We start from the raw sequence: 23,930 nt of genomic DNA, 5'->3' as shown, positions 1-23,930 counted from the left end.
CTTATGAATTGGTTAACTTCTTATAAGTAGTCTTTTTGAGAGTTTTGTTTCAAAATTTATACAAATGTATTAGTTATTCCCTTCAAAAAGATATACCAAATTGTCATCAAATTCATTTATTTCCTTTATATCTTTTACCAAGTTAGCATTCTTCGTTTTTTCTTCCAGAAAAGCAATTATTTCCTCTTCCGAAGTGTTTTTTAACCGTTTAAAATAAGCTCTTCCTAACCTATTGTTATGTAAATCCATTGCTTCTTCTATGGCTTTATTAGGCGCTAATTTTTCGTGTAAATCAGTAATTTTCTGAGCCCAGATAATGGATTTTTCTTCATTTTTAGAATGAACAAAAGTTTTTTGACAAATCAATGCATTCCATAACGCATGCCTGAAAGCATTTGCCTTTCCGTTATTATGATGTGTTTTTCCATATAAAGAATCGCAAATGATCATTGTTTTTTTAGTAGCTCTTAATGTAGGAATTATATATAATGGATTTTGTAATAACAACCCTGATAATCTAAATAGTTGTCTAACACTAAATCGACTAATAATATTCCTGATCTTCATCGTTACACCTTGTATTCCTTTACAGCATCAACAAAAGCTCTGGCATTCTCGACAGGGATATTTGGTAGAATTCCGTGTCCTAAATTGGCTATATATCGATCTTTACCAAATTCGTCTATCATCTGTTTTACCATCTTTTTAATATCCGATGGAGGTGATAATAATCTAGATGGGTCAAAATTACCTTGTAACGTGATATTTCCACCGGTAAGATATCTTGCATTTCTGGCAGAACATGTCCAATCTACTCCTAATGCAGCAGCACCTGAGTTTGCCATTTCGTTCAAAGCGAACCAACAACCTTTACCAAACACAATCACTTCTGTTTCATCCTTTAGTGCATCCACAATTTGCTGGATGTATTTCCAAGAGAACTCCTGATAATCCACTGGAGAAAGCATACCCCCCCAACTATCGAATACTTGAACAGCATTTACTCCTGCAGCTACTTTTTTCTTCAAGTAAGCAATGGTAGTATCTGTGATTTTTTGTAATAACTGATGTGCGGCTTCTGGTTGCGAAAAACACAATCCTTTAGCCTTATCAAAGTTCTTAGAACCTTGTCCTTGTACCGCATAACATAATATAGTCCAAGGTGATCCTGCAAAACCAATTAATGGAACTCTGTTGTCAAGTTTTTCTTTAGTCATCTTGATCGCATCCATCACATATCCTAATTCTTCATCAATATCTGGAACAATAACTTGATCTACATCTGCTTGTGATCGAATCGGGTTTGGTAACCAGGGTCCAATCCCATCTTTCATCTCCACTTCTATATTCATTGCCTGCGGAATGACTAAAATATCACTGAATAATATAGCAGCATCCGGACCAATAATATCAATCGGTTGCACTGTAATTTCTGATGCTAACTCAGGTGTTCTACATCTAGTAAAGAAGTCATACTTTTTCTTTAATGCCATAAATTCTGGCAAATATCTTCCTGCCTGACGCATCATCCATACTGGTGGGCGATCAACAGTTTCTCCTTTTAAAGCTCTTAGAAATAAATCGTTTTTTATCATATCCGTTTATCAAAGTATTTAACTGCCTGAACGATCACATTCTCTACAGTTGGTTTGTTAGCAACAATAATATTGTCTGTATATTTTTTAGCTTCAGAAGCTGTGGTATTTCCAATACAAAAAACTGTGCTTTTATCGATCAGGTTATTAGAAACATAACTCTCGACTGCTGATGGACTGAAAAACAATATTCCATTAAAAGTACGATCAAATTTCTTAGATTTTTTGTGTGTTTTATAAACTACTACTTCTTCCAGTTCTATATTATTTTCTTCCAAAATTAATGGTAATTCATCTCTTCTCAGATTTCCGCAAAAAAAGAAAAACTGTTCGTTTTTATAGTTTTTTGAGATAATTTTACCTAAATCAGTAGCATTTTGAGCAGTTTCAGCAACTTTCAGTCCATTTGTCTCCAAAAGTTTTTTAGTATTCTCGCCCACACAGAAACAATTCTGAACTCTGAATTCTGAATTCTGAATTGCTTTCACCGCATTCTTACTGGTAAAAATTGCGTGTTTTACATCTCCATTAAAATCGACATCCAGTAATTCAATCTCAATTGCACTATATTCTACAAATCCAATTCCAGAATTTAGTAGCAGCTCTTTTTGAGCTGTAGAGAGTTTTTTTGTGGATAATATGGTGGAATTAGAGTTCAATTATTTTAAACTTGCTTTTATCTTCTTCATCAATTCTTTACCTCCATTATTCAAAATTTCTTGCGCACATTCTATCCCAAAGTTTTGTCTATCTTCAAGCTTTATCGTTTTGCTAACCTCTATTTTATCTTTTCCATCTAGACTAAATAAAACTCCGGTAAAATAAATTTGACCACTTTTAATTTCCGCTAAAGCTCCAATCGGTGCGGTACAACCACCTTCTAATTCTCTGAGAAATTCTCTTTCTATATGCACACATATTTTAGAATCTGTATGATCAAGATGAGAAAGTGCATCTATACAATAAGTATCTTCTTCTTTAGCAACAACCAGCATTGCTCCTTGTGCTGGTGCTGGAGTCATCCAACTCAGATCCAAATACTCTTTCGGTTTCAGGTTTATTCTTTCTAATCCCGCAGCAGCAAAAATAGCTCCGTTCCAATCACTATCGTTTAGCTTTTGCATTCGGGTATTTACATTACCTCTTAAGTCTACAACTTTATGACTGGGAAATTTATGCAACCATTGTGCTTGTCTTCTTAAACTACCTGTGGCGATAGTTCCTTCTCCATCTAAGAAACCCAATCCTTTATGCAAGAGAATATCCTGTACATTAGCACGCTCTAAAACTGCTGCTTCAACAATACCTATTGGCAAAGCCGTTGGAACATCCTTCATAGAATGCACTGCAATATCAATGTCATTATTGAGCATTGCTATATCAAGTGTTTTGGTAAAAATTCCTGTTATTCCTAATTCATATAATGGTTTATCTAAAACAATATCACCAGTAGATTTTACAGGAACTAAGGTTGTAGTAAAGCCAAGATCTTCTAACTTATTCTGCACTGTATGAGCCTGCCAAAGCGCTAACTCACTATCTCGGGTACCAATGCGGATTGTTTTATTTTCCACTATTTATTTTGTATTTGGAATACTTTCTGAATCAGTTCTATACTTTCGGAAGAAGAAGTATTTTCATCCTTAAGATGATTAGCGAAGTGATTTGTAATTTTTTGGATAATGCGATCACTAATAATTGTAGCCTGCTCTTCATTAAAGTCAGAAATCTTTTTTCGTTGTAGATTGATTTCTGCTTCTTTAAAAGAAGCCAATTTATTTTTTAGTGCTTTTATAGTTGGTGCAAATTTTCTGGTTTCCATCCAGCTATCGAATTCCGACCTAACCTCATCAATAATAGCTTCTGCTTTTGGGATATGAACTCTTCTGCGTTGCAAAGTATCATCTGTCATTTTGGATAAATGATCCATGTGTACTAAAGTAACATTTGGTAATTCTGAAACATTAGTATCCACATTCTTCGGTACGGATAAATCCAAAATAAGTAAAGGTTTATCTGTGGTGATTAAGTCTTTGTTAATTGTTGGTTTTTGGGCTCCTGTTGCCACAATTAACACATCAGAATGATTTACCTCTTCTTTAAGATTATCAAAATCTTTAACAACAAGGTTAAATTTTCCAGCTACTTTCTCGGCCTTATCTCTTGTTCTATTAATTAAAACAATATGATCGTTCTTGGTATGCTTTACAAGGTTCTCACAAGTATTTCTACCGATTTTCCCTGTACCAAAAAGCAATATGTCTTTATCAGTCACATAGGGTACTCTTGCAAGAATATATTGTACTGCTGCAAAACTAACAGACGTAGCACCGCTAGAAATCTCTGTTTCGTTTTTAATACGTTTGCTTGCCTGAATAACAGCATTAGTCAATCGTTCTAAAAACGGATTGATCATTTGTACTTTCTTAGACGCTTTGAAACCGGCTTTTATTTGACCTATAATTTCAAAATCACCTAAAATCTGACTATCTAATCCTGTTCCCACTCTAAATAGATGAGCTACTGCCTTACTATTTTTATGAACATATGCTACTTTTTCGAATTCTTCGACAGTACCATGTGTATGTTCACATAAAAGTTTTATTAACTGAAATGGATGTTGTGCAAAACCGTATAGCTCTGTACGATTACAGGTAGACATTACTAAAAGGCCTTCAATTCCTTCCTCCTTTGCTTGTATTAAAATAGCCGTTTTTGCTTCCTCGTTTATACTGAAATGTCCACGTATTTCAGCGTCAGCTTTTTTATAGCTGAGACCGATTGTATAAAAATTCGCTCCTTTCGTACGTAGATGAGACTCCATTGGTTATTTCAATTTTTCCGTAGCAAAAATATCCCAGATCAGGTTTAAAAAATAACGCTAGGAGTTTTTAAAGTATCGGAAAGCGTTGTTTGTACCTTCAAATATGTAAAATCGGGTAAAAACACCTATTTTTGTATGAGTCCCAAAGATTGCTATTTAAATTGTTTAGATTTATTCTAAATAAATACTTTAACAAACATGGAAATACAGCTAAAAAATAACGCTCCAGGAATTCTGGAAGAGACCATTATAGACGAGGGTTTCTATATCCTAAAATTTCAGAACGAAACTAATGATAATCAGCGTATTATAAGAGATATTAATAGTAGCTATATCCAGTTTCACTTCTGTGTAAAAGGTGTTATGAAGTTTAATTTTAACAACGGAAGTTACGCAATACCTTTATCAGAAAAAAAATCCCTTTTACTCTACAATCCTCAACGAGATTTGCCTATGAATCTCGAGATGGAAAAGGACTCTTGGTTGGTATCTCTTTTGATTTCTATTAAAAAGTTTCATTCTTTGTTTTCGAGAGAAGCAGATTATATTCCTTTTCTTGGGGAAGGTAATCGTGATAAAAAATACTATACCGATGCAGACATTTCTCCCTCTATGACTGTCGTTCTCAACCAAATACTAAGTTACAACTTACACAAATCTATTAAGTTATTATATTTTAAAGGCAAATCGTATGAACTATTAAGCTTATACTTTAATAAACCCGAAGATGCAGATATAGATCAGTGTCCATTTCTGGTTGACGAGGAAAATGTTCTTAAAATTAAACAGGCTAAAGAAATTATTATTTCCAGAATGGCAGAACCACCTACCCTTCAGGAATTATCGAAAGAAATTGGGTTGCCCTTAAGTAAACTTAAAGATGGGTTTAAACAAATATATGGAGAACCTGTCTATGCTTTTTTATTTGATTATAAAATGGAAGTCGCTCGCCAATTACTTGCCTCAGGAAGCCATAATGTTAATGAAGTTGGGTTAAAAGTAGGATATAGCACAGCAAGCCACTTTATAGCTGCTTTTAAAAAGAAATTTGGCACCACACCTAAAAAATATGTGATGAACTTAAGCTAATTAACCATCTTGGGATTCCTTAACAGGAATTCCTTCTCCTTTTTGTAGTGAAACTATCGAATCATACATTCCTCTGTCATTTTCCTCTTTATCCACTAATACGGACACAAACTCGAAATTCTCCAATAATTCTAAAATAAAGGGTAACTTGTCCTTTTCGACATCTACAATAATACGTTTCATTTCATTGCTTTTTTTGATCTTATAAAAATAAGAAAATATTATGTGGGAACTTCTAGTTTATAATATTTTAACTTGCATATAGAGTTTCTTTATATTTAAGAATATTAACGGGTTTAAAACTCTTTTTGATATTTAATTTAACTATTAAATTTATGATACTATTATCAATAAGTCTTATTATAATTTTATGATCTATCCATAGAATAGTTTGTATTTTTACCTCTCGAAAAAGAAAAAATTTATGAGTAAAGGTGTACTTCTTGTCAACTTAGGTTCTCCCGATAGTACTAATCCAAAAGACGTAAAGAAATATCTTGGTGAATTCTTAATGGATCCTAGAGTTATTGATGTTCCATTATGGGCAAGGACGTTGTTGGTAAAAGGAATTATTCTGAATACAAGGCCGAAAAAATCTGCAGCCGCTTACAAAAAAATATGGTGGGATGAAGGCTCTCCTCTAATTGTGCTTTCAGAGCGATTACAGAAAAAAGTCGCAGAACGAACACCCATTCCGGTTGGTTTAGCAATGCGGTATGGCTCTATGAGTATCAAAAAAGGATTGCAAGAACTGCACGAAAAAGGAGTTGATGAAGTTTTAATCATTCCATTATATCCGCAATTCGCGATGGCAACTACAGAAACCATTTTGGTACTTGCAGAAGAACTACGAAAAGAACATTTTCCTCATATGAAGTTCGCAGATATTCCTGCCTTTTATAATAAACCAGCATACATAGAAGTACTATCCAACAGTATTGCTGAGAAAATTAATGATCTGGATTACGAACATTTATTATTCTCATATCACGGTGTTCCCGAAAGACATATCAGGAAGAGTGATATTAGCAACGGAAACTGCAAAATGGACGGAAAGTGTTGCTTTAAAAAAGGATCAATACAACACGAGTTCTGTTATCGTCATCAATGTGAGATAACAACAGTACAAGTAGCTAAGAAATTAGGACTTAAAAACGGCACGTATTCTACCTCGTTTCAATCTAGGTTAGGATTTGATCCCTGGCTACAACCTTATACAGACAGAACCATCGAAAGAATGGGGAAAGAAGGTATTAAAAAAATGGCCATTGTCACTCCTGCCTTTGTATCCGATTGTCTAGAAACTTTAGAAGAAATAGCTATGGAAGGAGAAGAAATCTTTCACGAAGTTGGAGGAAAAGAATTTACCACAATTCCTTGTCTAAATGATCGGGATGATTGGGCTGATGTAATAGGAAATTGGGTAAATGAATGGGTAGAAGCTAAAACCCCTGTCCTGTAATGACAAAAGTACACTCTGAAGCTTTAGGAACACAACCTATTGGCAAACTTCTGATCCAGCAGGCAGTTCCTGCGTCTATTGGAATATTAGTCATGTCTTTGAACATGATTGTAGATACTGCCTTTTTAGGAAATTGGATAGGTGGACTTGCGATTTCAGCAGTACAAGTAGTAATTCCTTTTACCTTTTTTATTGGAGCTATCGGTTTAGCAATTGGTATTGGTGGTAGTTCGGTATTATCAAGAGCTTTGGGTTCTGGAGATCATGATAAAGCATTGCGGGTTTTTGGAAATCAAACAACACTTACTTTTTTAATTTCTGGTTCATTAGCGCTGGTAGGACTACTTTTTCAAGATTTTTTTATTGGTTTCCTGGGAGCTGATGATTCTTTTAAAGACTACGCTCTTATCTATTACAGAATTGTTCTATACGGAATTGTTATGCTATCCATGTGTATGATGGGTAACAACGTAATACGTGCAGAAGGAAAACCAAAATTCGCGATGGTAGCCATGATATTACCAGCTATTGGTAATATTTTTCTGGACTATCTTCTTATTAATGTAATGGGATATGGTATGGAAGGAGCAGCTTGGGCTACTTTTATTAGTTATGCAATTTGCTTTGGCTTTATTCTTTGGTTTTTTATTGCTAAAAGCGAACTACGATTGAATTTAGAATGCATTAAATTAAAAAAGAAAATCGTAAATGAAATAAGTGGTTTAAGTTTTGTCACCCTAGCAAGACAAGGCACTATAGCAGTACTTGGAATTCTTTTAAACAATGTCCTTGGTAATTATGGTGATGAACTAGATATTGCATCTTACGGAATTATAAGAACTGTACTCATGTTTGCTCTGTTTCCGGTAATTGGAGTTAATCAAGGATTTATGCCCATTGCCGGATACAATTATGGTGCTAAAAAATTTCAAAGAGTACGAGAATCTATCAATACTTCCATCACTTATGGAGGAATACTGGCGATTTTGATATTTATTATCATTATGGTGTTCCCTCAAGAATTTATTTCAATTTTTGTAAGCACGAAAGAATCACTAGATCCAAAAACGCTGGCCGATAATAAAGAAATTCTAAGACGAACTCCATCGGCATTAAGATTAGTATTCCTGGCAACTCCAGTTATTATAGTACAACTTATAGGATCTGCTTATTTCCAATCCATAGGAAAAGTAATACCCGCACTATTACTTAGTCTTACAAAACAAGGGTTCTTTTTAATTCCGCTAATCTTAATATTACCTCCATTCCTTGGAGTTTTAGGAGTTTGGATTGCATTTCCGATAGCAGATGTACTCTCTACAATTCTTACTGGGTATTATTTAAATAGAGAAGTTAGAAAAACCTTGGCGACATCTAACTAAGACTGCTTAATTACTATCCTTAAAAAACCAACATAGAGGAGAAAACGGAAATCAACTAAGGTTAAATTTACGTGAAAATCTTTCTCAATAGCCATTTATTCCAGATTTTAGTGGGCCATCAAATCTACTTACTATGAATTCTTACGGCGTTAAGGCGTAAATTATAAACTCAACTAGATGTACTCAAAAATTTTAAAACTCACATTGATTGTCTTTCTTATGATCGGCAATTTCTCATCATTAAACGCACAAACGTATAACGAGGAGTTATATGATGCGTTAGAATATCGATTAGTCGGCCCGTTTAGAGGTGGCCGTAGCGCTGCAGTAACCGGAGTTCCTGGCAAACCAAATCTGTTTTATTTTGGTGCTACTGGTGGTGGAGTATGGAAAACAACCGATGGTGGTCGTACCTGGGAAAACATATCCGATGGATTTTTTGGTGGATCAGTTGGTTCCATTTCAGTTTCCAAAAGTGATCCAAATGTTATCTATGTTGGTGGTGGTGAAAAAACACTTCGTGGTAATGTATCTTCTGGATACGGAGTTTGGAAAAGTGTTGACGCAGGAAAAACCTGGATCCAATCGGGTCTTCCAAATAGTAGGCATATACCAAGAATAGCAATACACCCAACCAATCCTGATATTGTATATGCTGGTGTTTTAGGAAACATCTATAAACCTACTCAGGATCGAGGAGTTTATAAAAGTATTGATGGTGGAAAAACTTGGAATAAAGTATTATTTGCCAATCAGGATGCAGGAGCAGTTGATCTGACATTAGATCCTAATAATCCAAGGATTTTATACGCTTCTACCTGGAATGCCAGAAGAACACCATATAGTTTAAGCTCGGGAGGTAATGGTTCTGCTTTATGGAAAAGTACAGATAGCGGAAAAAACTGGAAAGAAATATCAAAAAACAAAGGTTTTGCAAAAGATACCTTAGGAATTATGGGAGTAACTGTTTCTCCTGTTAATAGTGAAAGAGTTTGGGCAATTGTAGAGAACAAAGAAAAAGGAGGAGTTTATCGAAGTGATGATGGTGGTGAAACTTGGAATCTTTTAAATAGTGATCGTAGTCTTCGCCAACGTGCCTGGTATTACACCCGTATTTATGCTGATCCGAGTGATAAAGATGTGGTGTACGTAGTAAATGTATCGTATCATAAAAGTAAGGATGGAGGAAAAAACTTTAGTAGTTTCAGAGCGCCACATGGTGATCATCACGATCTGTGGATAGCTCCAGAAAATCCAAAACGTATGGTTATTGGTGATGATGGTGGTGCCCAAATTACCTATGACGGTGGTGAGACCTGGAGTACCTATCATAATCAACCTACTTCTCAATTTTATCGCGTGACCACAGATAATAGTTTCCCTTATAGAATTTATGCTGCTCAGCAAGATAATTCTACTATTAGGATTAATCATAGAAGTACAGGTTGGTCAATTTCTGAGGATGATTGGGAATCCACAGCTGGTGGAGAATCTGCTCATATTGCCATAGATCCAAAGGATAATGATATTGTATATGGAGGTAGTTATGATGGTTTCTTAACTAGGGTAAATCACAAAACCGAAACCGTAAGATCTATTAGTGTTTGGCCAGATAATCCAATGGGACACGGTGCTGAAGATATGAAATATCGTTTTCAATGGAATTTCCCTATTATGTTTTCAAAACATAATCCAAATAGATTATATACTTTTTCAAATCAAGTTCACGTAACCGAAAACGAGGGACAAAGCTGGGAAGTAATAAGTCCTGATCTTACCCGAAATGATCCAAATAAACTAAAATCTTCTGGAGGACCTATTACTCAAGATAATACTTCAGTAGAATATTATTGTACGATTTTTGCAGCTGCAGAAAGCCCTCTTAAAGAAGGTTTATTGTGGACCGGAAGTGACGATGGATTAGTTCATGTAAGTCAAGATGGTGGAAAAAACTGGAATAACGTCACTCCAAAAGGAATGCCAGCATGGATGATGATTAACAGTATAGAACCAAGTAGCTTTAATGAAGGTACTTGCTACATTGCTGGAACGCGATATAAATCTGGAGATTTTGCACCGTATTTATATAAAACTACGAATTATGGCCAGTCCTGGACAAAAATTACCACAGGAATAGCTAGTGAACATTTTACTCGTGTACTTCGTGCAGATCCTAAACAAAAAGGGTTATTATATGCAGGTACCGAAACCGGAATGTATATTTCTTTTGACGATGGTTCAAATTGGAAATCGTTTCAATTAAATCTTCCTATTGTACCAATTACCGATCTAGCAATTAAAGACAATAATCTGATTGTTGCAACGCAAGGAAGAAGCCTTTGGATCATTGATGATCTTACGGTACTACATCAACTTAGTAATAGTTCTAAAACTCAGGAAAACATCCTATTTAAGCCAAAGGATACCTATAGAATGAGAGGTGGAAGCCAAAAAGATTCCAAAACTGAAGGAACGAATCACCCAAGCGGAGTAATTACGTATTTCAACCTTAAAAACTTTGACAAAGAAAAAGATACTATATCGCTTACTTATTTTAATACAAAGGGAGATACGATTAAATCATTTAGTACTAGTGCAAAGGAGAAAAAAGATAAACTAGTTGATCTAAAAAAAGGAGCAAATCAGTTTAACTGGAACATGCGAGGAGATGGAGCAGAAAAATTGAAAGGAATGATTTTATGGTGGGCAAATCTTAATGGTCCTAAAGCTGTTCCCGGAACTTATAAAGTAAACCTGAATGTAAACGGAACAGCAATTTCTCAACCATTTACTATCCTAGCTGATCCCAGAGCAGAGGCTACTCTACAACAAATGCAACAGCAGTTTGATTTTATCACTAGTGTGAACAAAACAGTAGATAACGCGCATCAATCCATTAAAAAAATTAGAAAAATAAATGAGCAATTGAAGTCTTTCTCAACGCAGTATAAAGACGATGAAAAAACAAAAGACTTAGTGACAAAAGCTAAAGACCTACAGAAGCAGTTTGGAGAAATTGAAAAAGCATTATATCAAACTAAAAACCGTAGCGGTCAGGATCCTTTAAATTTCCCTATTAAATTAACCAATAAACTTGGACATTTGAATTCATTAGTAGGAATGGGAGATTTTGGACCTACCTCACAAGATATTGCAGTAAAAAATGAATTAACCAAACAAATCGATGATCAACTAAAGTCTTTTGACAAATTAATTTCTGAGGAAATAAAAAGCTTTAATGCAGAATTCAATACCCTGAAGTTAAATTATCTTTTTGTGGAGGAAGCAAATAAATAAGGACTCATTTATTTCTTATCTTTGATGTATGAATATGAATACGAGAAAATTAGAGTTAATTCAACTTATTATGGATTGTCATAATATTGAAATACTTAATGAAATCGAAAGTATTTTAAATGAAATTCCGGATAATATGGTTTTGGAACCTAATCAAATGTATAAAACAGATTCAATTGATTTGGTTCCTGAATCCCACTACAAGCTTTTAGAAGAAGATCGCAGAAGACACCTCAACGGAGAAACAAAAGGTTCTACATGGAACGAAGTAGAAAAGCGGCTCAGGAAAAAATATGACCTATAAACTTATTCTAAAGCCTAGAGCTGTATTAGAATTAGAAGACGCTCTAGAGTGGTATGATTCTAAATCGAAAGGATTAGGTTTTCGGTTTTTAAATAGCATAAGATCTGAAATCTTATATATTCAGAAATTTCCAAAGCATTTTCAAATTTCAAAACACTCTTTTCGTCAAGCTCCCGTTCAACGGTTTCCATTTGTGATCGTTTTTGGTATTGAAAACGATACAATAATCATTTACTCAATTTTTAATACACATCAAAACCCTACGAAGAAACCAAAATAATGCAAGAATACTATAACTATATAAAAGCCCTGCACCTCATCTTTGTGATTACATGGTTTGCAGGGCTCTTTTATATTCCTAGATTATTTATCTATCAGATCGAAGCCTTCCAGAAACCTTCTCCTGACAAAGAAATATTAGGGAATCAACTAAAACTAATGGCTAAACGTCTTTGGTATATCATTACCTGGCCTTCAGCTATTTTAGCGACAACATTCGCTATTTGCTTATTAATTTTAAGACCTGTTTTACTAGAATTGCCTTGGATGCACGTAAAATTGGCGTTCATTGTGTTGCTTTTTATCTATCATTTAAAAAGTCACCAAATTTTTAAACAACTTCAGGTTGGTATTATAAAATGGTCTTCTAATCAGATGAGAATATGGAATGAAGGCGCCACAATAATCCTATTTGCTGTTATATTTTTAGTAATCGTTCGAGATGCTGTTAATTGGATTTATGGAGTCATCGGAATTTTGTTACTTGCTGTTTTATTAATGCTAGGTATAAAGTTATATAAAAGAATACGAGATAAAAACCCAGATGCATAGTATAAATTTCGAATTTTAGAATTGAGCTTCTTTCCAAAAACATATAAAACTAAAAATGATCAGTCTATCACTATTAGACAAGTAGTATCTGATGATGCCGAAAAACTATTAAAGCTCAAACTAAAATATCTAAAAAATACCGAAAGTTTGCCTTTGCTCGTAAATGAATACCCAAACGATATTCATCAAGAAAGCGATATGATTGAACGGTATCAATCAGAGAAAAACAGTATGATTTTGGTGGCCGTTTTCAAAGATGAGATTATCGGAAACATAGATCTTACCGGAAGTTGGAGAAAAAAGATGCAACATACTGCAGTTATTGGCATGGGAATTGACACGCAATGGCAAAATCAAGGTATTGGTACTTTATTACTTCAGAATATTATTGACTGGGCAGAAGAAAATCAAATTTTGAAAACGATCTGGCTAGAAGTATATGCCAATAATACATCAGGAGTTACTTTATACAAAAAGATGAAGTTCCAACAATCTGGAGTCATCCCTAATTTCTTTCTGGAAAAAGGAGTGTTCGTTGATAAAATTATTATGCATAAAGAAGTTTCTAAAAGTTAAAAACCTCCATTGAAAATAGGTTTTTAATTAGTTTCACTTGATCCTTCTACATTCATAATTCTGCATTCGTAATTAGTTTGTATCTTCGTGTAATTTTTTAATCGAGTACTGATATAAGCATATGATCAAATCCATGACAGGTTTTGGGAAGTCAATCCTTCAGCTTCCTACCAAAAAAATCACTATTGAAGTAAAATCACTAAATAGTAAGAACCTAGACCTAAACGCAAGAATTCCCTCTCAATACCGCGAAAAGGAGTTAGAAATGCGTAAGACCATTGCCAAAACTCTAGAAAGAGGTAAAGTAGATTTTGGTTTATATGTAGAAGTTACTGCAGAGGAAAACTCGACCAAAATCAATGAATCTATTGTAAAAGATTATATGAAGCAATTGGGGTCTATATCCCAATATGCAAAGCAAGAGGAATTGGAGTTAATAAAAATGGCGGTTCGTATGCCGGATGCTTTAAAAACAGAACGAGCAGAGGTTGATGAAACAGAATTTAAAGCTATAAAAGGTGGTCTTCTGGAGGCTTTGGAAGCAATAGAAAACTATAGACTAGATGAAGGAAAAGCTTTAGAAAAAGATTTCATCACTCGTATTAAGAATATTAGTGATTTGCTTAATAAAGTAATTGAAATTGATCCCGAACGGATTGAGGTTGTTCGAGAAAGATTGCATAAAGCGGTTTCTGAATTAAAAGAGCAAGTAGATGAAAACCGATTTGAACAAGAATTGATATACTATCTTGAGAAATTTGATATTACTGAGGAAAAAGTAAGACTTGCTAATCATATAGAATATTTTACAACCACTTTGAATTCTAAAGACTCTAATGGTAAAAAATTAGGTTTCATTACACAGGAAATTGGTCGTGAGATTAATACAATTGGTAGTAAATCTAATTATGCACCTATGCAGCAATTAGTTGTGCAGATGAAAGATGAATTAGAGAAGATCAAAGAGCAATTGCTTAATATTTTATAACAGAGAAACTGTATAGTTGCGAAACTAGGAGATATTATGAATACAGGAAAACTTATCGTATTGTCTGCACCATCCGGCAGTGGAAAAACTACTTTAGTTAAATATTTATTACACAATGAGGAATTGAATTTAGATTTCTCAATATCCGCTGCTTCCAGAGAACCTCGTGGAGGAGAAATACACGGAAAGGATTATTATTTTCTCTCCCTTAGAGAGTTCAAGGATAAGATCAAAGCAGATGAGTTTCTAGAATGGGAAGAAGTATATCGTGATAATTTTTATGGAACGCTGAAAACAGAAGTACAACGTATCTGGGATAAAGGCAAACATGTTATTTTTGATATCGATGTAGTTGGTGGACTGGATATTAAAAGAATCTATCCAGATAGAACACTTGCTATTTTTGTAAAACCACCTAGTATCGAAGAATTAAAAATCCGATTAAAGAAACGCAAAACTGAGTCTGAAGACAAGATCAATATGAGAGTTGCTAAAGCCTCTACAGAGTTAGCAACCGCTCCGCAATTTGATGCTATTGTAACTAATGATGATCTAGAAAAAGCAAAGGCAGAAGTGCTTCAGTTAGTGAAGAAATTTATTGTAAATTAAATTTTATAATAATTAAATAGATTCCCGTCTTCACGGGAATGAAAAATCACCACTTTTCATGAAGAAAATAGGTTTATATTTCGGAACATTTAATCCTATTCATATAGGTCATTTGGCTATTGCCAATCATATGGCAGAATATTCAGATCTAGATGAAATCTGGATGGTAGTTACTCCTCATAATCCATTTAAGAAGAAAAACTCTTTGCTAGATAATAACCATCGATTAGAAATGGTATATCGCGCAACAGAATCGTATCCCAAACTAAAGCCCAGCGACATAGAGTTTAAGCTACCTCAACCTAATTACACAGTGAACACATTAGTTCATCTACAGGAAAAATATCCTGACTATCAGTTTAATTTGATTATGGGCGAAGACAATCTGAAAAGCTTCCATAAATGGAAAAACTATGAGGCTATACTAGAAAATCATCACATTTATGTATATCCAAGGATTTCTGAAGGAATAACGGAACATCAATTTAAGAATCATCCAAAAATTCATCCAGTAGCTGCCCCAATCATGGAAATATCTTCCACTTTTATTAGAAATGCTATTCCTGAAGATAAAAACATTAAGCCCTTACTCCCAAAAGAGGTATGGGAATATATTGATGAAATGAATTTTTATAGGTAGAAGAAGTTAATCGAAAACTATTATAAATCAAATCCGTCACATTGAGCGTAGTCGAAATGTATTCAAAATCAACAAATATTATTTCTCGACTCCGCTCGAAATGACAGAAAAGTCTTTTTTAAAAAGTATATGTTCTGAAAAAATCAGAGCTGACAGATTATTATTAATTACTTCCCAGGAAAATCAGCCTTTCTTTTTTCTAAAAATGCAGTGGTTCCTTCTTTAAAATCTTCCGTTCCAAAACAATTTCCGAATTCTTTAATTTCTGTTTTAAATCCATTAACACCATCTTCATAAGCCGCATTAATAGCATTAATAGCTGAACCAATTGCTACTGAAGAATTTCGCATAATCTTACTTGCCAGTTTTTCTGCCAATGGCAATAACTCTTCCTGTGAAACTACGTGATTTACCAATCCATAATTTAATGCTTGATTGGCATCAATCATTCCCGCTGTCATAATCATTTCCATAGCTCTACCTTTGCCTACTAACTGCGGTAAACGTTGTGTACCTCCATAACCTGGAATTACTCCCAGAGAAACTTCTGGTAATCCCATTTTGGCATTATCACTGGCTACTCTAAAATGTGCCGCCATAGCCAGCTCTAATCCACCGCCTAATGCAAAACCATTAACCGCAGCAATTACTGGTGTAGATAAATTTGCCACAAAATCAAAAAGTAACTCCTGCCCTTTTGCGGCAAGCTGACCTCCTTGATCTACAGAAAAATTAGCAAATTCGCTAATATCAGCTCCAGCTACAAAAGCTTTCTCTCCACTTCCAGTTATGATAATCACCTTAGACTGGGCATCTTTATTTGCTACATCAAAAGCATTATGAAGCTCCTGAATAGTTTCCTTGTTAAGTGCATTTAATTTTGAAGGACGATTGATGGTAATAGTTGTTATACCACCATTATGAGATGTGAGAATATTAGTGTACATTTTCTATATTGTTTGTTTATTGTTTTAAATCCTTTTCGAAGTATAAATAGAAATACATTCCCATACCAAAATCTTCGACATCTGTAGATACTAATCTCCATCCATCTTTGGCATAAAAATCCAATTTTTCCTGAATATCTTTAGAGGAAGATTTTAAGATATGTTCTTTATCCAGCGTTAGTTTTGAATAATAAATCAACGATTCTAATTTATACTCTTTCATAGTTTCAAGTATTTACTGCTCTTTTGGAAATTTCACCTTAAAAACGGTTCCTTTTCCTTCCTGAGATGTAAAGGTAATACTTCCGTTATAGGTTTCCACAATATTTTTTACCATACCCAATCCTAATCCCATACCACTGCTCTTTGTAGTAAATTTTGGTTCAAAAACCATTTTTTTATTTTCATCATTTATACCAATTCCATTATCTGCTACAGTAATAACAACATTTTCCATTTCTGTAAAAACATTTACCATAATTTTAGGAGTTTGATCTTCTGGGATAGCTTGTATAGCATTCTTAACCAGATTAGTCACTACCCTTATCAACTGCGTCCTATCAAACTTAGCAATAATCTTCTCCATTTCTGAAGGGAAAACAATATAATCTTCATTAAAAATATCAAGTGCTAATCCTACTATTTTAACAACATCTAATGTTTCGCTTTTCTGCGCTGGCATCTGCGCAAAATTAGAAAAAGCAGAAGCAATGGAGCTCATAGTGTCAATCTGTTGGATCAATGTGTCACTGTACTCTTTTACTTTTTGTTCGATATTAGGATCATTGGGATCAAACTTCCGTTCGAAACTCTGAACCGTTAATCGCATCGGAGTTAGTGGATTTTTAATTTCATGCGCAACCTGCTTTGCCATTTCTCTCCAAGCTGCTTCTCGCTCACTTTTAGCCAGCATCGCAGCACTTTCTTCTAACTCATCGATCATACTATTATATGCGTTTACTAACGAATAAATCTCATCACTAGAATCTCCTATCCTGATTCTCTTGTTACGTTTATCTAAGCGAGTCTGATCTATAGTGTCTGAGATTGTTTTAAGAGATCGCGTAATATATTTTGATAAAAAATATGCTAATATTATAGCAATTAACAACATCAGCAAATATACTTGACCGAGTCTCTTTAAAGATTCCCATAATTCTCTGGAAAAGAAATTATCATCTTCCAGATATGGTAAGTTGAGTATTGCCAGTGGTTTTGATTTATAATCCTTAATATATGTGTATGAGGATAAAAAATGTTCTCCATTTTTTTCAGAAACTCCCAGGTATCGTTTTTCATATCCACTCCCTAAAGTATCAATAATGCGTTGGCTTAACTGTTTATCAGTAGTATCATTCACAAAAGTTTCCTCTGATTTAACTAGTAATTTTCCGGACAAACTATAAATATTAACTGGTAACGTATGCTCCTGAGAAATTTGAGAAATTCTCTTTTTCTCTCTAAAAATCAAAGCAACATTCTCCTCAGTTACTGGATATGTAGTGCTTCTTAATGCATTATTAATGGCTATTTTAATTCGCTCTTCTTTCCTTTCTAATCGTTCACGATGATAGTCTTCTGCCTCCTCTTTGTATTGATATACCGTAATTGCAGCAACCAAGACAGAAGCTAACAAAACTAATACGGTCATGGAAATAAAAATCCTCGTTCTAAGGGATAGTTTGGTAAGCTTCATAGTATTCTTTGAAACGTAAATATAGCAAATATCACACCAAAATAGCTTTTAAAAGAAACCTTAGACACTAGCTCACTACATTTCATTTCTTTAGTTGGAATTGGCTAAATTTACTTAGTTTTGATTCTATGGATACTGATGCTTTACTTTCTGTTAAAAATATAAACGTTTCTTTTTCTTCTGAGGAAAAAGAAACCCAAGTATTGTATGATATTTCATTTGATATCAATTCTGATGAAATCTTAGGTGTTGTGGGAGAATCCGGAAGTGGTAAATCAGTGACTTCTCTAGCCATTATGGGATTACTTCCTACGCATACAGCAAAAGTTTCTGGACAAATCCTTTATGATAACCATTCTCTGCTTGATTTGGATACTAAAACATTAAGATCTATTCGAGGCAATGAAATCGCTATGATTTTTCAGGAACCCATGAGTTCTCTTAATCCATCTATGAAATGTGGTAAACAGGTTATAGAGATATTGTTGCAGCACACTCTTTTGTCAAAATCCGAAGCCAAGGAAGAAGTGCTTTCTTTGTTTGAAAAAGTAAAACTCCCTGATAGCATTCGCGCCTATAATTCCTATCCTCATGAACTGAGTGGTGGACAGAAACAACGTATAATGATTGCTATGGCCATTGCCTGTAAGCCTAAACTACTTATTGCTGATGAACCTACAACTGCATTAGACGTTACTGTACAGAAAGAAATTATTGGTTTGTTAAAAGATCTACAGAAAGAATATAAAATGAGCATTCTCTTCATTTCTCACGACTTATCTTTGGTATCCGAAATTGCAGATAAAGTTCTGGTGGTTTATCAAGGTAAAATGGTAGAATATGGTGCTACATCAGAAATTTTTAGTAATCCACAGAAAGAATACACCAAAGCATTAATTCATGCCAGACCATCACTTGACGTTAGGTTTAAAAATTTACCTACCATAGAAGATTACCTTACCGATCAGACCGAGGAAAGAGAGGTTATTACTAAAACACAGCGAACACAACACCACAAAGGATTATACAGCAAACCTCCTCTATTAGAAGTAAGAAATGTAGAAAAAACCTTTTTTTCCAAAGTGGGTTTGTTTGGTAAAAAAGAATTTAAAGCGGTTGATGGGGTTAGCTTTAAATTATATGAAGGTGAAACCTTAGGTCTTGTTGGAGAATCTGGATGCGGTAAATCTACTTTAGGAAATACAATTCTACAATTAGACAAAGCCAATAGCGGCGAGATTTTATATAAAGGTCAGGATATTACAAAAATTTCTTCTTCAGAAATAAGAAGTTTAAGAAAAGAGATTCAGTTAATATTTCAAGATCCATTTGCATCTCTTAATCCACGTTTAACAATTGGTAAAGCAATTATGGAACCCATGAAAGCCCATAATCTTTATGACAATAACGGAGAGCGAAAAGAAAAAACCATTAATCTATTAGAACGCGTTGGATTAGACCCAGCATATTTTAACCGATATCCTCATGAATTTAGCGGTGGACAGCGTCAACGCATAGGAATTGCAAGAACCATAGCGCTCCAGCCAAAATTAATCATCTGTGATGAATCCGTAAGCGCGCTGGACATTTCGGTTCAAGCACAAGTTTTGAATTTACTGAATGAACTAAAAGAAAAATTTGGTTTTACCTATATTTTCATATCTCATGATTTGGCCGTGGTGAAATATATGTCTGATCAATTATTGGTTATGAATCAAGGTAAAATTGAAGAGCAAGGAGATGCGGATAACATCTACGCAAACCCAAAAAAGGAATACACACAAAAACTAATCGATGCCATTCCTAAAGGTCTGTAGTACAATATAAATATAGCGCTCTTTTTTAATTATAAACACTCATAAGCATCAAGTTTCTTATTGTATGTGTTTACCTTTTTGTTTTCACTAACACTAAGTTTTAAACAACAAAACTTAAAATGATGAAAACAACAATGAAATTTTTAACGTATGTAATGATGGCTTTTGCCTTAGTATTAACCACTGCTTCTTGTGATGGTGAAGATGGTATGGATGGAGCAGAAGGGCCGCAAGGGGAACAAGGAATTCCCGGACCAACAAGAGAATCCATTTATACAGAATCAGGTAGTCTGAATTCAGGTTCCATAACCGCAACTGATACTTTTAATCCAGTAGGTCCCCCACTAAGTTTTACTAAGGTTTATGATGATTCAAACATTGAAGTTTTTCTAAACTCCAATGTATCTGGAGGAACTTTTGCTGGAGGAACATCGGGAGTTAGATTTGAGATTAGAGTCGATGGTAATCCAGGAACTCTCAATAATAACGGTGTAATAAGAACAAGTAATTCTAGCGAGTTCATTTCTATTTTTGATTTGTTTGAAGATCTGGGGACAGGAGATCACACTGCACAAATCTATGTAGAAACCAATGGTGGTACATCTACAGGTGTTCTATTGGACCCAGGAGGATGGAATGGGAAAATAATTGTTAAGGAAACATTTTAGCACAAATAATTTCCAAAAAATTAAGCTATTTAAAATTAAATGGATCAAATAGCCTTCGATCTAAAAAAACCTATCAAAAGCCTATCTCAGCCAATTGGATAGGTTTTTTTAGATCTAATACTTACCTCTTTATACTTATATACATTAATTAAAAATATTAAAACTCAAAATCATGAAAACAACAATGAAATTTTTAACCTATATATTGATTGCTTCTGCTTTAATAATGACTTCTTGTGATGGAGAAGATGGAACCGACGGAGAGGACGGTGAAGACGGCAATGCCGAAGTAATATATAGCGAATGGATCCCAGCAGACTTTACTGGAAACTCTTCCTCCTTAAAATTTATGGGAATCGACTTTCCACCTCAACTTCCTTCAGCTTTTAGTATCAAAAACACCTAGATTATCTTAGTATATTTTACAGGTTTTGGAGATGGAAACGTATATCTATTACCTGCATTAAATTTTAGAGGAGCTCAATTTACTTATGGTTTTGGGAGTGAGGCTTCTGCTGCTAGTGATATTAGTATTAGAGTACAAGCACTTAGCAGAGATCTTACCGAGTTTCAGATTGACCCGGCAAGAGGCAATAGATTAAGATATGTAATTATACCTCCTAAATATTCCGACTGGAAGATCTTCTGTTGATTACAGGGATTATGAAGCTGTTAAAAAATTCTATAATCTTAATGATTAATTTATAAATTTACCTTTTTGTACCATACAACCTCTTTATGCTGTGCATAAAGAGGTTGTATTTTTTAGAATTAACTCAAAATTAATTTTTACACAAGCATCCTATTTTGTAGTTTTAGAACACGAATTATAAATCAACTCACCGATGGGAATTTTTGACGAAATAAAGAAGAAGCTTAGCAATGAATTTATAGATATTATAGAATGGTTAGACAACACTCAGGACACCATTGTACATAGATTCGAACGTTATCAAAACGAAATAAAAAACGGTGCTCAGTTAATAGTTAGAGAAGGGCAAACAGCTGTTTTTATTAATGAAGGTCAATTAGCAGATGTATTCGAAGCTGGGACATATACGTTAAATACTCAAAATTTACCAATTTTAACAACCTTAAAAGGTTGGAAATATGGATTTAATAGTCCTTTTAAGGCAGAAGTCTATTTTGTAAACACCCACCTATTTACTGATGAAAAATGGGGAACAAAAAACCCAATAACACTTAATGACGATCGCTTTGGATTAGTAGAAATCAGAGCCTTCGGAACCTACGCTTTTAAAGTTAATGATCCCGGAAAATTTATCATTGATATTGTTGGTACAGATGCTAATTTTACCAATTTCGAAATCAATGAGCATCTTAAGAGTTTAATTTCTACTCGTTTTACGGATACAGTAGGAGAAGCCAACTTCCCTATAGAACTATATGCCGCTAATACAACAGAATTATCAGAAACTTGCAAGGAAGTAATGCAGCCTGAATTTAACTCTGTAGGTATTTCTTTGGAAAAATTCTTCATTGAAAATGTTTCAATGCCTGAAGATTTGAAAAAAGAAATCTTCGAATATAGTAGAATTGACAAGCTTGATCTTGATAAATTAACCAAGTTTAAAACAGCTAAGGCTATCGAAGCTGCAGCTGCTAATGAAGGTGGTACTGCCGGAGCTGGAATGGGAATGGGAATGGGCTTTGTACTTGCTCAACAAATGGGTGGTATGATGAACCCAATGGCTGCTCAACAGCAAGTACAACCTCAGCAAACTTCTCCTGTTGCTCCTCCGCCAATGCCAGTTCAGGTTCAGTACTTCTATGCTTCTAATGGTCAGCAAGCCGGACCTGTATCTTTTGATCAGTTAAAAGTATTATTTGCCAATAGAACAGTCAATAAAGATTCTTTAGTCTGGAAACAAGGAATGGCCAATTGGACAGCTATTAAAGATGTAGAAGAGTTAAAATCATTCTTGGGCGGAAGTACTCCTCCTCCATTACCAGGGGCATAAAAAAACAATATTCTGTTAATAAAGACATCCTTATTCTAGCCTTCTTCTGTCTAAGACGGAAGAAGGAACTATTTTGTAAAACCTTTAGTATTATAATTCCTACATGGAAGAAGAAAAAAAAGCCTTTTCTGAACAAAAAAAATCTTGTGCTAATTGTGGTGCCGAGCTAACCTATAAGCCGGGAACTACCCAGATTACATGTGATTATTGTGGCCATGAGGAAACTATTGTACAGCACGAAGACGGTTTTAAAGAATTAGAATTAAAGCCGTATTTGAATGAAATGGGATCCCTTTCTCATTCTGAAGAAATTATGATGCTCCATTGCAAGAATTGTGGAGCAAACCAGCATATTGAAGAAAATTATAAATCACTGCACTGTGTATATTGCACAATGCCTCTGATCATAGAAGATGCTTACAAAGAAGATTGGATTCTTCCTGGTGCTGTTTTGCCATTTCAATTTGATCAAAAAAAATCGCATCAGATATTTTCTAAATGGGTAAAAGGATTATGGTTTGCTCCTAATAATCTTCAGAAAGCTGCTTTAGATCCAGAATATACCAAAGGCCTGTATCTTCCTTATTGGACATTTGACGCACAATTATATGCAACTTATACAGGACAAAGAGGGGATTATTATTATGTAAGTGTTCCCTATACCACTACAGTTAATGGAAAATCGGTACAACGAACAAGACAAGAAAGAAGAACCAGATGGACTTCAGCAAGCGGTAATATTAGTGGTTTTGTAGATGATACCTTAATAAAAGCTTCACATCAGCGTAAAAATCCAATACCCACTAAAATTGCTCATTGGAATCTTCAGTCTTTAGAGACATTCAATACTAGTTTTTTGGCTGGTTTTGTTACTGAAAAATATACAATTCCTTTAAAAGATGGTCATTTGTCTTCTACGCAAGAAGCCGAAACGATAGCACGCTCTTGGGCATGTCACGATATTGGTGGCGATACGCAACGGGTACATTCTATTAATATGAGTTTATCAGAAGAAACCTTTAAACATATCTTACTTCCTGTTTATATCAGTGCTTATAAATATAATGGAAAGAAATACAATTTCTTTGTCAATGGACAAACAGGAAAGATCTCCGGAAAAAGACCTTATTCTTTTTGGAAAATATTTTTCTTTAGCCTGTTTATTATTGCCATAATCATCCTGATTGTTTGGTTATCAAATACTTATGGTGATCAACAATAAA

The 23,930-nt window shown here is 34.3% G+C and carries 25 protein-coding genes; 16 read left to right on the top strand and 9 right to left on the bottom strand.

All coding sequences use genetic code 11. The features are described from left to right. Positions 1-69: 69 nt before the first annotated feature. From Q0910_RS04900 to hemA, 5 genes are read right to left on the bottom strand one after another with little or no spacing between them, the layout of a single operon-like run. Positions 70-567 (bottom strand): hypothetical protein, encoded by a 498-nt coding sequence (locus Q0910_RS04900; RefSeq protein ID WP_299213176.1) that lies wholly within the window; start codon positions 565-567, stop codon positions 70-72. Positions 568-569: 2 nt separating this feature from the next. Then, positions 570-1,595 carry a uroporphyrinogen decarboxylase gene (gene hemE / locus Q0910_RS04895; protein ID WP_299213174.1) on the bottom strand — a complete coding sequence of 342 codons (1,026 nt, stop codon included), beginning with the start codon at positions 1,593-1,595 and terminating at the stop codon, positions 570-572. After that, on the bottom strand, positions 1,592-2,254 hold the full coding sequence (locus Q0910_RS04890; protein ID WP_299213172.1) for a uroporphyrinogen-III synthase: 663 nt from the start codon (positions 2,252-2,254) through the stop codon (positions 1,592-1,594). The genes hemE and Q0910_RS04890 overlap by 4 nt, the downstream gene beginning before the upstream one ends. Then, positions 2,255-3,169 (bottom strand): hydroxymethylbilane synthase, encoded by a 915-nt coding sequence (gene hemC, locus Q0910_RS04885; protein ID WP_299213171.1) that lies wholly within the window; start codon positions 3,167-3,169, stop codon positions 2,255-2,257. It lies immediately after the preceding gene. Next, on the bottom strand, positions 3,169-4,419 hold the full coding sequence (gene hemA / locus Q0910_RS04880) for a glutamyl-tRNA reductase (RefSeq protein ID WP_299213169.1): 1,251 nt from the start codon (positions 4,417-4,419) through the stop codon (positions 3,169-3,171). Before hemA ends, hemC begins: the two co-directional genes overlap by 1 nt. A 198-nt stretch (positions 4,420-4,617) precedes the next feature. On the opposite strand from hemA, the gene Q0910_RS04875 reads away from it, so the two are divergent. After that, complete coding sequence (locus Q0910_RS04875) at positions 4,618-5,508, top strand: AraC family transcriptional regulator (protein ID WP_299213167.1); 891 nt, start codon at positions 4,618-4,620, stop codon at positions 5,506-5,508. Here Q0910_RS04875 and Q0910_RS04870 read toward each other — a convergent pair whose 3' ends face one another. Further along, the gene (locus Q0910_RS04870; protein WP_299213165.1) at positions 5,509-5,691 is read right to left on the bottom strand and encodes a hypothetical protein; all 183 of its coding nucleotides are present in this window, start codon (positions 5,689-5,691) and stop codon (positions 5,509-5,511) included. It abuts the gene before it with no gap. 241 nt (positions 5,692-5,932) lie between these two features. Here Q0910_RS04870 and hemH point away from each other — a divergent pair, with 241 nt between their 5' ends. The 10 genes from hemH to nadD all read left to right on the top strand — a co-directional run bounded on the left by hemH (position 5,933) and on the right by nadD (position 15,597). Then, complete coding sequence (hemH, locus tag Q0910_RS04865; protein ID WP_299213163.1) at positions 5,933-6,970, top strand: ferrochelatase; 1,038 nt, start codon at positions 5,933-5,935, stop codon at positions 6,968-6,970. Then, the gene (locus Q0910_RS04860) at positions 6,970-8,352 is read left to right on the top strand and encodes an MATE family efflux transporter (protein ID WP_299213161.1); all 1,383 of its coding nucleotides are present in this window, start codon (positions 6,970-6,972) and stop codon (positions 8,350-8,352) included. Before hemH ends, Q0910_RS04860 begins: the two co-directional genes overlap by 1 nt. A gap of 219 nt (positions 8,353-8,571) precedes the next feature. Next, positions 8,572-11,649 (top strand): glycosyl hydrolase, encoded by a 3,078-nt coding sequence (locus Q0910_RS04855; protein WP_299213495.1) that lies wholly within the window; start codon positions 8,572-8,574, stop codon positions 11,647-11,649. 34 nt (positions 11,650-11,683) lie between these two features. Then, positions 11,684-11,953 carry a hypothetical protein gene (locus Q0910_RS04850; RefSeq protein ID WP_299213159.1) on the top strand — a complete coding sequence of 90 codons (270 nt, stop codon included), beginning with the start codon at positions 11,684-11,686 and terminating at the stop codon, positions 11,951-11,953. Next, positions 11,943-12,233, top strand: a complete 291-nt coding sequence (locus Q0910_RS04845; RefSeq protein WP_299213157.1) for a hypothetical protein — start codon at positions 11,943-11,945, stop codon at positions 12,231-12,233. Before Q0910_RS04850 ends, Q0910_RS04845 begins: the two co-directional genes overlap by 11 nt. Then, positions 12,233-12,784 (top strand): CopD family protein, encoded by a 552-nt coding sequence (locus Q0910_RS04840; protein WP_299213155.1) that lies wholly within the window; start codon positions 12,233-12,235, stop codon positions 12,782-12,784. The genes Q0910_RS04845 and Q0910_RS04840 overlap by 1 nt, the downstream gene beginning before the upstream one ends. A 21-nt stretch (positions 12,785-12,805) precedes the next feature. Further along, positions 12,806-13,360 (top strand): GNAT family N-acetyltransferase, encoded by a 555-nt coding sequence (locus tag Q0910_RS04835; RefSeq protein ID WP_299213154.1) that lies wholly within the window; start codon positions 12,806-12,808, stop codon positions 13,358-13,360. Between the two features lie 121 nt (positions 13,361-13,481). After that, positions 13,482-14,348, top strand: a complete 867-nt coding sequence (locus Q0910_RS04830) for a YicC/YloC family endoribonuclease (RefSeq protein ID WP_299213152.1) — start codon at positions 13,482-13,484, stop codon at positions 14,346-14,348. A gap of 36 nt (positions 14,349-14,384) precedes the next feature. Next, complete coding sequence (gene gmk / locus Q0910_RS04825; RefSeq protein WP_299213150.1) at positions 14,385-14,957, top strand: guanylate kinase; 573 nt, start codon at positions 14,385-14,387, stop codon at positions 14,955-14,957. 58 nt (positions 14,958-15,015) lie between these two features. After that, positions 15,016-15,597 (top strand): nicotinate (nicotinamide) nucleotide adenylyltransferase, encoded by a 582-nt coding sequence (nadD, locus tag Q0910_RS04820; RefSeq protein WP_299213148.1) that lies wholly within the window; start codon positions 15,016-15,018, stop codon positions 15,595-15,597. A 167-nt stretch (positions 15,598-15,764) separates the two neighbouring features. Here nadD and Q0910_RS04815 read toward each other — a convergent pair whose 3' ends face one another. From Q0910_RS04815 to Q0910_RS04805, 3 genes are read right to left on the bottom strand one after another with little or no spacing between them, the layout of a single operon-like run. Next, positions 15,765-16,544, bottom strand: coding sequence for an enoyl-CoA hydratase-related protein (locus tag Q0910_RS04815; RefSeq protein ID WP_299213146.1), 780 nt, complete (start codon positions 16,542-16,544; stop codon positions 15,765-15,767). A gap of 16 nt (positions 16,545-16,560) precedes the next feature. Further along, complete coding sequence (locus Q0910_RS04810; RefSeq protein WP_299213144.1) at positions 16,561-16,767, bottom strand: DUF4177 domain-containing protein; 207 nt, start codon at positions 16,765-16,767, stop codon at positions 16,561-16,563. Between the two features lie 12 nt (positions 16,768-16,779). After that, positions 16,780-18,240 carry a HAMP domain-containing sensor histidine kinase gene (locus Q0910_RS04805; RefSeq protein WP_299213142.1) on the bottom strand — a complete coding sequence of 487 codons (1,461 nt, stop codon included), beginning with the start codon at positions 18,238-18,240 and terminating at the stop codon, positions 16,780-16,782. Between the two features lie 128 nt (positions 18,241-18,368). On the opposite strand from Q0910_RS04805, the gene Q0910_RS04800 reads away from it, so the two are divergent. The 5 genes from Q0910_RS04800 to Q0910_RS04780 all read left to right on the top strand — a co-directional run bounded on the left by Q0910_RS04800 (position 18,369) and on the right by Q0910_RS04780 (position 23,929). Continuing rightward, positions 18,369-20,057, top strand: a complete 1,689-nt coding sequence (locus tag Q0910_RS04800; protein WP_299213140.1) for an ABC transporter ATP-binding protein — start codon at positions 18,369-18,371, stop codon at positions 20,055-20,057. 134 nt (positions 20,058-20,191) lie between these two features. Then, on the top strand, positions 20,192-20,725 hold the full coding sequence (locus Q0910_RS04795) for a hypothetical protein (RefSeq protein WP_299213138.1): 534 nt from the start codon (positions 20,192-20,194) through the stop codon (positions 20,723-20,725). Positions 20,726-20,897: 172 nt separating this feature from the next. Further along, on the top strand, positions 20,898-21,131 hold the full coding sequence (locus tag Q0910_RS04790; protein WP_299213136.1) for a hypothetical protein: 234 nt from the start codon (positions 20,898-20,900) through the stop codon (positions 21,129-21,131). 439 nt (positions 21,132-21,570) lie between these two features. After that, the gene (locus Q0910_RS04785) at positions 21,571-22,707 is read left to right on the top strand and encodes an SPFH domain-containing protein (RefSeq protein ID WP_299213134.1); all 1,137 of its coding nucleotides are present in this window, start codon (positions 21,571-21,573) and stop codon (positions 22,705-22,707) included. Positions 22,708-22,810: 103 nt separating this feature from the next. Then, positions 22,811-23,929, top strand: a complete 1,119-nt coding sequence (locus Q0910_RS04780; protein WP_299213132.1) for a DNA helicase PriA — start codon at positions 22,811-22,813, stop codon at positions 23,927-23,929. The last annotated feature ends 1 nt before the right edge of the window (position 23,930 follow it).

Origin of the sequence: uncultured Aquimarina sp., from assembly GCF_947495315.1 — a bacterium.
Classification (GTDB): domain Bacteria; phylum Bacteroidota; class Bacteroidia; order Flavobacteriales; family Flavobacteriaceae; genus Aquimarina.
Note: the sequence above shows the minus strand (reverse complement) of the source record. Positions and strands in the feature narration are given on the sequence as shown.

Excerpts from the sequence above, each read along its gene's own strand:
- Q0910_RS04900 (WP_299213176.1), bottom strand. The coding sequence starts at position 567 with ATGAAGATCAGGAATATTATTAGTCGATTTAGTGTTAGACAACTATTT.
- hemE (WP_299213174.1), bottom strand. The coding sequence starts at position 1,595 with ATGATAAAAAACGATTTATTTCTAAGAGCTTTAAAAGGAGAAACTGTT.
- hemA (WP_299213169.1), bottom strand. The coding sequence starts at position 4,419 with ATGGAGTCTCATCTACGTACGAAAGGAGCGAATTTTTATACAATCGGT.
- Q0910_RS04875 (WP_299213167.1), top strand. The coding sequence starts at position 4,618 with ATGGAAATACAGCTAAAAAATAACGCTCCAGGAATTCTGGAAGAGACC.
- Q0910_RS04870 (WP_299213165.1), bottom strand. The coding sequence starts at position 5,691 with ATGAAACGTATTATTGTAGATGTCGAAAAGGACAAGTTACCCTTTATT.
- hemH (WP_299213163.1), top strand. The coding sequence starts at position 5,933 with ATGAGTAAAGGTGTACTTCTTGTCAACTTAGGTTCTCCCGATAGTACT.
- Q0910_RS04860 (WP_299213161.1), top strand. The coding sequence starts at position 6,970 with ATGACAAAAGTACACTCTGAAGCTTTAGGAACACAACCTATTGGCAAA.
- Q0910_RS04855 (WP_299213495.1), top strand. The coding sequence starts at position 8,572 with ATGATCGGCAATTTCTCATCATTAAACGCACAAACGTATAACGAGGAG.
- Q0910_RS04850 (WP_299213159.1), top strand. The coding sequence starts at position 11,684 with ATGAATACGAGAAAATTAGAGTTAATTCAACTTATTATGGATTGTCAT.
- Q0910_RS04845 (WP_299213157.1), top strand. The coding sequence starts at position 11,943 with ATGACCTATAAACTTATTCTAAAGCCTAGAGCTGTATTAGAATTAGAA.
- Q0910_RS04840 (WP_299213155.1), top strand. The coding sequence starts at position 12,233 with ATGCAAGAATACTATAACTATATAAAAGCCCTGCACCTCATCTTTGTG.
- Q0910_RS04830 (WP_299213152.1), top strand. The coding sequence starts at position 13,482 with ATGATCAAATCCATGACAGGTTTTGGGAAGTCAATCCTTCAGCTTCCT.
- gmk (WP_299213150.1), top strand. The coding sequence starts at position 14,385 with ATGAATACAGGAAAACTTATCGTATTGTCTGCACCATCCGGCAGTGGA.
- nadD (WP_299213148.1), top strand. The coding sequence starts at position 15,016 with ATGAAGAAAATAGGTTTATATTTCGGAACATTTAATCCTATTCATATA.
- Q0910_RS04815 (WP_299213146.1), bottom strand. The coding sequence starts at position 16,544 with ATGTACACTAATATTCTCACATCTCATAATGGTGGTATAACAACTATT.
- Q0910_RS04810 (WP_299213144.1), bottom strand. The coding sequence starts at position 16,767 with ATGAAAGAGTATAAATTAGAATCGTTGATTTATTATTCAAAACTAACG.
- Q0910_RS04805 (WP_299213142.1), bottom strand. The coding sequence starts at position 18,240 with ATGAAGCTTACCAAACTATCCCTTAGAACGAGGATTTTTATTTCCATG.
- Q0910_RS04800 (WP_299213140.1), top strand. The coding sequence starts at position 18,369 with ATGGATACTGATGCTTTACTTTCTGTTAAAAATATAAACGTTTCTTTT.
- Q0910_RS04795 (WP_299213138.1), top strand. The coding sequence starts at position 20,192 with ATGAAATTTTTAACGTATGTAATGATGGCTTTTGCCTTAGTATTAACC.
- Q0910_RS04790 (WP_299213136.1), top strand. The coding sequence starts at position 20,898 with ATGAAAACAACAATGAAATTTTTAACCTATATATTGATTGCTTCTGCT.
- Q0910_RS04785 (WP_299213134.1), top strand. The coding sequence starts at position 21,571 with ATGGGAATTTTTGACGAAATAAAGAAGAAGCTTAGCAATGAATTTATA.
- Q0910_RS04780 (WP_299213132.1), top strand. The coding sequence starts at position 22,811 with ATGGAAGAAGAAAAAAAAGCCTTTTCTGAACAAAAAAAATCTTGTGCT.